The following is an 8,123-nucleotide window of genomic DNA, read 5'->3' as shown; positions in this document are numbered from 1 at the left end:
CGCGGGGTCGATGCCGTCGAGGATCGTCTGGGCGAGCCTGCGCAGTTCCGGACCGATGTCGGAATGACCCCCACCACTCACTTCGGCCACACCTCCGGATCTGGTTGAAAACGCACCGTCAGTTCGCTACCCCGTAGGTGTGCGTCCAACACGGTGCACCGCCGAAGTACTGATGCCAACCTAACCCTGCGCCGCAATCCCCCGGCGCTGATGATCAGATCGTCATCGACGCGGCCCAGCGTCAGGCCCGACGGATCGAGTTGCGGCAACACCAGCCGCATCCGGTAGACGGACCCTAGTCCCGTCCCGGATTCGAGGTCCACGGTGGGCCGCAACGGACCCGGCGGCGCCGTGCCGCCGCGGCGCCGCGCCGCGTCGAGCAGCCCGCTCAGCGCCTTGGGGCCGATCGGCTCGCCGGACAGGTGCGGGGTCATCACCAGCGCCACCTCGCCGATGGTGGCGTCGAGCTCGTCGAGCACGCTGCGCTGCTCGGCGATGCGCTCGGTGTACCAGTAGAAGGCGGGGTGCTCGGGCAGATTGCGGTACTCGTACGAGTCATCTTGCAGCAGAACCTGATTCACGATCAGCTCTTCGACCCGCACGCCCATCAGGGCCAGCGAGCCCAGCGTTCGGGCCGCCTCGGCCGCGACCACCCGCTCGGGGGTCAGCACCAGGTGCGCACTCACCAGATCGCCGTCGGTGAGCAGCGCGCTCAGCGACTCCACCTCCGAGCTGATCCGCTCGAGCAGCTCGACCACCGCCGCCGACCGGGCGTCGTCGGCGGTGACCGACAGCCGGCGATGCCGCGGCCAGGCCCGCTCGACGTACAGCCCGAAGGTGGCGGGCAAAGTCAGCATTCGCAGGGCGTCGGCGGTCGACGCGCAATCGACCACCACCCGATCCCATCGCCCGCTGCGGGCCAGCCCGCCGACGGCGTGCAGCCCGAGCACTTCCTGCACCCCGGGCAGGGCCGAAAGTTCTTCGGGCGCAATGGTTCCCAGTTCGGAGTCGGGAAAACGCCGATCCAGGGTGGCGACGACCTCACGCCAGCGGACCTCGAGCAGCGCCAGCGTGTCCAAGGCCAGTGCGTCGAGAAACCCGCCGCCGGCCTCCGCTTGCCCGGTGTCCAGGTCGGCCAGCACCCGCACCAGGTCGCCCCGACTCGGCGAGACGGGAACGCCCAGTACGTCACCCAGCGAGTGCGCCTGGTCGGTGGAGATCACCAGCACCCGTTGCCCGGCGCTCGCGGCACCGACGGCGGTGGCGCAGGCCAGGGTGGATTTCCCTACCCCGCCTTTGCCGACGAAAAGGCTGATCCGGGCCGGGGCGGGCGCTCCGAATTCAGTGGACTCACTCAGCCTCGACTCGTTTCTTCAGATCCTTCAACGCGGTGTCGGTCAACCGGCGCTCGGCCTTGCGCTTGAGCAGCCCGATCATCGGCATGGCCAGGTCGACGGAGAGTTCGTAGGTGACTTCGGTGCCAGATCCCTTGGCCGCCAGTCGATATGAGCCTTCCAGCGCACGCAGCAGCGAGCTCGAGACCAGCGTCCAGCTCACCGATTGGCGATCCTTGGGCCACTCGTAGGACATCACCATCGTGTCCTTGATCACCGTGGCGTCCATGACGATCCGCGCAACCTTCGGGTAGCCGTCGGCGTCCTTCTCCTGGACCTCGGCTTCCTTGTACTCCGAGATCCACTGCGGGTAGGAATCGATGTCGGCGATCACCTGCATCACGGTGGCCGGGTCGGCCTCGATGTAGATGGTTTGCGTCGTCTTCTCCGCCACCTGATTGCTGCCCTCTCTCCCGCGAACGGATCGACCGCTGTCGACTGTGGGGATCCCGCGGGTCTCGGTCCGACACGGTACTCTCCGCGGCGGACCCGACCCGGCTAAACTACCGGAGAAACTCCGACCGGACGTGACCGTTCCAGTGTCGTCTTGACCTCGAAGGCCATTTTCTTGCCCGCCACCCGACGGCGATGCGTCATCTTCGCCAAGTTCAGCTTGGCCAGCTGCCAGGCCGCCACCCCGGTCGGCTCGGCGTGCAGGAAGTAGTGCAGCACGACGCCGTCCAGCGACGGTTCCAGCCAGATTTCCATGGTGCCCGTCAACGCGCCGGTGACCGACCACCGGATGCCCTTTTCCCCGCGGTCCTCGACGACCTCCAGCCGCAGGTCCGGCCACCAGCGTCGCCAGCTGGACCGATCGGCCACCGCGGCGCCCACCCGCGCGCCGTCGGCGGCGACAAACGTCTCATCCGCGATCTGGATGCTGTTCATCACCCCAGCTTCACACACCGGCCCGCGCCGCCCCGCCGAGGGCGGGGCGGACGTCGCGGCCCGCAATCGCGGTCCCGGCCCACCCACTGCTAGCCGTGCTGGGTCAACGCGCGGATTAGGCTGGTCGGCAGCAACCCGCTCCCGGGAATCTCCACGAGGTCGATTGAGGTCATAAGAGTGCGTGAGTACAGCGTCCCCGCCCGCTTCTCCGTCGGCGAAAACGACAACATCGCCGCGATGGTCTTCGAACACGAGCGCGACGACCCCAACTTCGTCATCTACCAGCGTCAGATCGACGGCGAGTGGACCGACGTCACCTGCGCCCAGGCGGCCGAGCAGATCCGCTCGGCCGCATTGGGTTTGATCTCCCTGGGCGTAGAGGCCGGCGACCGGGTGTCCATCTTCTCGGCCACCCGCTACGAATGGGCGATCCTCGACCTGGCCATCCTGGCGGTGGGTGCGGTCACCGTGCCGATCTACGAGACGTCGTCGGCCGAGCAGGTCCGCTGGGTGCTACAGGATTCCGAGGCGGTGCTGGCGTTCGCGGAAACCGACGAGCACGCGGCCATGGTTACCGAGCTGACCGCCGAACTACCCGCGCTGCGCCGGGTGCTGCACATCGACGGTTCGGGGCCCAAGGCGCTCGACCAGCTCGTGGAGGCCGGCGCGTCGGTGGCACCGGCCGAGCTGACCGCGCGCCTCGAGGCGCTGCGGGCGTCGGACCCGGCCACCCTGATCTACACCTCGGGCACCACGGGGCGGCCCAAGGGCTGCCAGCTGACCCATTCGAATCTGCTGTATGAGACCCGCGGCGCCAAGGAGAGCCTGCCGACGCTGCTCGACGAGGGCCAGCGGCTGCTGGTGTTCTTGCCGCTGGCGCACGTGCTGGCGCGCTCGCTCACGTTGTCCGCGTTCGCCAACAAGGTCACCGTCGGCTTCACCAGCGACATCAAGAACCTGGTGCCGCTGTTCGCGGTGTTCAAGCCGACCGTGGTGGTGTCGGTGCCGCGGGTGTTCGAGAAGGTTTACAACACCGCCGAGCAGAACGCCTCGAACGACGGCAAGGGCAGGATCTTCGCGGCGGCCGTCCAAACCGCCGTCGACTGGAGCGAGGCGCAGGACCGCGGCCGCCGCGGCCCGCTGCTGCGCGCCAAGCACGCCCTGTTCGACCGGCTGGTGTACAACAAGCTGCGCGCCGCGCTGGGCGGCGACTGCCACGCGGCCGTCTCCGGCGGCGCGCCGCTGGGCTCGCGGCTGGGGCACTTCTACCGCGGCGTCGGCCTGACCATCCACGAGGGTTACGGCCTGACCGAGACCAGCTCGGCGATCACCGTCAACCAGGTCGGCAACGTCAAGATCGGCACGGTCGGAACGCTGGTGCCGGGCAACAGCATGCGCATCGCCGAGGACGGCGAACTGCTGGTGCGCGGCGGCGTGGTGTTCACCGGCTACTGGCGTAACGAGCAGGCCACCCGCGACGCGTTCACCGATGGCTGGTTCAGGACCGGCGACCTGGGCGTGCTCGACGAGGACGGCTTCTTGAAGATCACCGGGCGCAAGAAGGAGATCATCGTCACCGCCGGCGGCAAGAACGTCGCGCCGGCCGTCCTAGAGGACCGGCTGCGGGCCCACCCGTTGATCAGTCAGGCGATGGTGGTCGGGGACAACAAGCCGTTCATAGGCGCGCTGATCACCATCGACCCCGAGGCGTTCGACGGCTGGAAGCAGCGCAACCAGAAGGGCGCCGGCGCCTCGGTGGGCGATCTGGCCACCGACCCCGACCTGGTCGCCGAGGTGGACGCGGCCATCAAGGACGCCAATCAGGCTGTGTCGCATGCGGAATCGATCCGCAAGTTCCGCATCCTGCCGGTCGATTTCACCGAGGACACCGGCGAACTGACGCCGACGATGAAGGTCAAGCGCAACGTGGTGGCCGAGAAGTTCGCCTCCGACATCGAGGCCATCTACGAGAAGGACTAATGGCGCCGGTCAGCCCAGCAGCGCGCCCAGCCGCGCCGCCAGGGTGTCCCACCGCCACTGGGCCATCACCCAGTCGCGCCCGGCCGCGCCCATCGCGGCCGCGCGGTCGCGATCGGTCAGCAATTCGGTGACGGCACCGGCGATCTCGGCCACCTCGCGGCCGTCGACGACCAACCCGGTCTTGTTGTGCTGCACCGTTTCTGGGGCTCCCCCGGATTTGCCGGCGATGACCGGCACGCCGGTCGCCGAGGCCTCGAGGTACACGATGCCCAACCCCTCGACGTCCAGCCCGGCACCGCGGGTGCGGCACGGCATCGCGAACACGTCGGCCAGCGCGTGATGCGTGGCCAACTCGGCGGCCGGTACGCCGCCGGTGAACGTCACGTCGTCTTCCACCCCGCACTCACGGGCCAGCGCGCGCAGCGAGTCCATATACGGGCCGCCGCCGACGATGACCAATGCGGCGCCGTCGACGCGCCGCCGGATCGACGGCAGGGCCTTGATGAGCATGTCCTGGCCCTTGCGTGGCACCAGCCGCGACACGCACACCACGGTGGGCCGCTCGCCCAACCCGTAACGGTCCCGCAGCTCGGCCCGGCCCGCCGGGTCGGGCCGGAACCGTTCGGTGTCCACACCCGAGGGCAGGTATTCCAGCGACGCCTGGGGGCCGAACGCCGGCGCGAACCGGGACCGAGTGTAGCGGCTGACGAACGTGACGACGTCGGTGTCGTCACCGATGCGGCGCAGCACCGAGCGGGCGACCGGAAGCATCGACCACCCGACCTCGTGGCCGTGGGTGCTGGCCAGCACGCGGCTCGCCCCGGCCCCGCGGGCGCGGGAGGCCAACAGCGCCAGCGGCGCGGCCGCGCCGAACCAGACCGTGTCGATGCCGCCCTCGGCGATCAGCCGCCGCATCCGGGCGTCGACCGCCGGACCGGGCAGCATCAGGGTGCCCGGATGACGCACCACCCGATAACCGGCGGCCTCGGCTGAGTGGTCAAAGGCGTCGGCGCCCTTCCACTGCGGCGCGTACACCGTCACCGTATGCGGCCCGGCGTCGACCAACCGGCCGACGAACTCGCCGAGGTACGACTGGATGCCGCCCGGGCGGGGCGGAAAGTCGTTGGTTACCAGCAGGACCCGACTCACCTGCGACAGGCTAGCCTGGCGCCGGCGCACCCCGCGCACACGGTCCGAGCCGGGCGATGCGGCCCTAGTGGCCCAGCCACTGATGCCAGCGCGTGAGCAGCCCCGCCGGGCTGTCGCCCAGCACATCCTGACCGGCGGCGGCCATGTCCGCGTGCCGCACGCCGCAGGTGGCCAGGTAGAGGTCGCGCAACTTCGGCGCTCCGTAGGTGTCGGCGACGAATCGGGCGAACCACCACGCGCGGTCGTAGGCCAGCGAGCGCTGCTCCCCCGGCATGTCGAGATCACCGTCGGTGGGCAGCGTCATGGGCAGCAGCGTCTCGGCGGGCACCGGCGCCGGCGGGCGGCCGACGAAATCGGCCACCCCCTCGGTGAGCCAGCGAGGTGCATCCGCGACGGTGTCGGCGCGCGCGGCGTAGTGAAAAAGCTCGTGCGCCAACACGATTCGCAACGATGCGGCGCTCATGGTGACCGCGCCGGGCGCGAACACGATCCGCTGGCCCTCGGCGACCCGGCGAACGGGATCGAGCCGGTCGACCACCGTCACGGCCGCGATATCGGCCCACTGCGACGCCGGTCCCCCGCCGGCGGCGGCGCGAAATTCCTCGTCGGTGCCGGCCGCGACCACCGAGATCTCACGGGCCCAGTCGGTACCCCAGAACGACTCCACCGCGGCGATCGCCGCGGGCATGCCCGACGCCACCCGGGACAGCAGCCGGTCGCTGGCGGGGCCGCCGAGCCCCAGCAGCCGCACGGTGCGGTCGCCGACGGTGATCGACCTGGCCGACGCGGGGAGTTGGCTGCGGGCCGGGATGACCAGCTGGGCGGGCCGGATCCGTGCTTCGCGCTGGGCGTCGAACGGCACGGCCGCGGCCACCAGCAGTTCGACGACGAATACCCAAGCCAGCAGTATCGAGAGCCGCCGGCGACGCGGTCGGGGGTGTCTAGTAACGGCGAGCGTCGTAGATCGGACCGCCGGCGCTCATCGGCGCCACCCGGACCGGCACGCCATAGGTAGAGGAATGGATCATCATGCCGTCACCGATGTAGATGCCGGTGTGCGAGGCGTCGGAGTAGAAGGTCAGCACGTCACCGGGCTGCAGATCACCCAGCGAGACGGGCTGCCCGCCGTGGGCCAGCGCCTGGCTGGAGTGCGGCAGCGAGATGCCGGCTTGCTGGAATGCCCACATCACCAGGCCGGAACAGTCGAAACCGCCGGGTGCGGAGCCGCCCCACACGTAGGGCGATCCGACCTGGGTCAGCGCGGCCTGCACGACGGTGGCGCGGTCACCGCCGCCGACACCGCCGGGCGTCGTTCCGGGCATGCCCGGCATTCCGCCGGCGGGCGGAGCCTCACCCGGCGCCGGCCCGGCGGGCGCGCCCGGGGGCGCCGCTTCCGGGGGTGCCGGAGCGCCGGGAGGCGGGGCGGGGTTGGCCAGCGCGGTGCGCTGATCGGCCGTTAAAGAAAGGTATTGGGACTTGACCACCGCGATCTGCACCTGCAGCTGGCTCTGCTTGGACTGCAGGCTCGCCCGGACCGCCGCGGCCTGCTCGGCCGCGCTCTTGGCGTCGGCGGCCGACTTGGCGGACTCGCGCTCGGCCTTGGCGGCCTGCTCCCCGGCGATCTGGAAGCTCTTCATCTGGTCGGTCATCTGCGTGGCCATCACGCGCTGCACCGCCAGCTTGTCGATCAGGCCCTGCGGCGAGCCGGCGGTCAGGATGGCTTCCATGCCGTCGACGCGACCACCCATGTAGGTCGCGGCGGCCAGCTTGTTGACCGAATCCTGATACGAGGCCAGATGCGCCTTCGCCGCATCGACCGCGGCCTGGTCGTCGGTGTGCTTCTTGTCCGCCGCGCGCTGGGCGGCCAGCTTGTCGTTCAGATCCAGCTGGGCGCTGTGCATCGCCTCGGTGGTCTGCTCGGCCTGGCGCGACAGTTGGTTGAGTTTTGCCGTGGCGTCCTCGGCCGGGTCTGCCCACACGGGGGCCGTCACCACACCGGACAAGATCGCGAAGCCAGCTAGCGTCCCTATTGCCGACCGTGTCAGGACACGCGCAACCGGGTACCTAGATGCAAGCCTCAAGATTTGCTTCCTTAAACGGCCATCGACGAATAGGTCGTCGAGCTGGTTTAGGTCTCAAACAGGTTACGAAACGATATCGGCGTTTGTCCAAAGCGAGCGGTTAAGAAATTAGAAAGAATCCTGTCATTTCTATGTGAATCGTTTCGCGTTCGCGAGGACCTTTGCGGGACAAGGCGATTACGCTACACCAGAGCCACGGTCCCGACGAATCGGGACAAGCCGAAGGCGCGGCGCCAGGCCGGCCTCGGCGAGAACCTCCAAAGCCGCTCGCTCGTCCTGCAATAAAGTATCCGGAACCCCGAGTATCACGCTGACGACACAGTCGCGGCAGCCGGGGCCGCGCACCGCGCACTCGTCGCAGTCGATCACCACCGGCGTCCCCGGTTCGGGCGGCGTCATGCCGATGTCGGTGGGTTCGGTTCGTGGTGCCATCGGGGTGGGTCCTCTCGCTTGGGCTCCGGCAAAGTGGGTCAGCGAACATCACGCCGGACTGCCCGAACCGTAACCGCGGCCACCGACAGGTATCCGTCCCCGCGCTCCGGCGTGGGAGCCGCCCGGGTGTCGGTCGTCGGGCTTAACGTCACCGCCGTGGCTTCCCGGGGCGCGACGCAGCTGAGCTTCGCCGACGTCG

The 8,123-nt window shown here is 69.4% G+C and carries 8 protein-coding genes; 1 reads left to right on the top strand and 7 read right to left on the bottom strand.

Annotated features, from left to right (window positions below; all coding sequences use genetic code 11):
• Positions 1–77 precede the first annotated feature (77 nt).
• The 3 genes from A5646_RS11925 to A5646_RS11915 all read right to left on the bottom strand — a co-directional run bounded on the left by A5646_RS11925 (position 78) and on the right by A5646_RS11915 (position 2,282).
• The gene (locus A5646_RS11925; protein ID WP_197497923.1) at positions 78–1,358 is read right to left on the bottom strand and encodes an ArsA family ATPase; all 1,281 of its coding nucleotides are present in this window, start codon (positions 1,356–1,358) and stop codon (positions 78–80) included.
• Positions 1,351–1,788, bottom strand: a complete 438-nt coding sequence (locus tag A5646_RS11920; RefSeq protein WP_066862605.1) for an SRPBCC family protein — start codon at positions 1,786–1,788, stop codon at positions 1,351–1,353. The genes A5646_RS11925 and A5646_RS11920 overlap by 8 nt, the downstream gene beginning before the upstream one ends.
• A gap of 104 nt (positions 1,789–1,892) precedes the next feature.
• The gene (locus A5646_RS11915; RefSeq protein ID WP_066862607.1) at positions 1,893–2,282 is read right to left on the bottom strand and encodes a polyketide cyclase / dehydrase and lipid transport; all 390 of its coding nucleotides are present in this window, start codon (positions 2,280–2,282) and stop codon (positions 1,893–1,895) included.
• A 177-nt stretch (positions 2,283–2,459) separates the two neighbouring features.
• On the opposite strand from A5646_RS11915, the gene A5646_RS11910 reads away from it, so the two are divergent.
• On the top strand, positions 2,460–4,262 hold the full coding sequence (locus A5646_RS11910) for a long-chain fatty acid--CoA ligase (protein WP_066862610.1): 1,803 nt from the start codon (positions 2,460–2,462) through the stop codon (positions 4,260–4,262).
• Positions 4,263–4,271: 9 nt separating this feature from the next.
• On the opposite strand, the gene pimB is transcribed toward A5646_RS11910, so the two are convergent.
• From pimB to A5646_RS11890, 4 genes are all read right to left on the bottom strand, one after another.
• Positions 4,272–5,411, bottom strand: a complete 1,140-nt coding sequence (gene pimB, locus A5646_RS11905; protein WP_066862636.1) for a GDP-mannose-dependent alpha-(1-6)-phosphatidylinositol monomannoside mannosyltransferase — start codon at positions 5,409–5,411, stop codon at positions 4,272–4,274.
• A 64-nt stretch (positions 5,412–5,475) separates the two neighbouring features.
• The gene (locus A5646_RS11900) at positions 5,476–6,318 is read right to left on the bottom strand and encodes a hypothetical protein (RefSeq protein WP_231998296.1); all 843 of its coding nucleotides are present in this window, start codon (positions 6,316–6,318) and stop codon (positions 5,476–5,478) included.
• A 34-nt stretch (positions 6,319–6,352) separates the two neighbouring features.
• The gene (gene ripC, locus A5646_RS11895; protein ID WP_067021844.1) at positions 6,353–7,492 is read right to left on the bottom strand and encodes a peptidoglycan hydrolase RipC; all 1,140 of its coding nucleotides are present in this window, start codon (positions 7,490–7,492) and stop codon (positions 6,353–6,355) included.
• A gap of 177 nt (positions 7,493–7,669) precedes the next feature.
• A complete protein-coding gene (locus A5646_RS11890) occupies positions 7,670–7,924 on the bottom strand; it encodes a hypothetical protein (RefSeq protein ID WP_197505174.1) in 255 nt (84 codons plus the stop codon).
• Positions 7,925–8,123 lie beyond the last annotated feature (199 nt).

Source organism: Mycobacterium sp. 1245499.0, assembly GCF_001673615.1.
Lineage (GTDB): Bacteria > Actinomycetota > Actinomycetes > Mycobacteriales > Mycobacteriaceae > Mycobacterium > Mycobacterium europaeum_A.
This window is presented reverse-complemented; position numbering and strand designations above follow the sequence as displayed.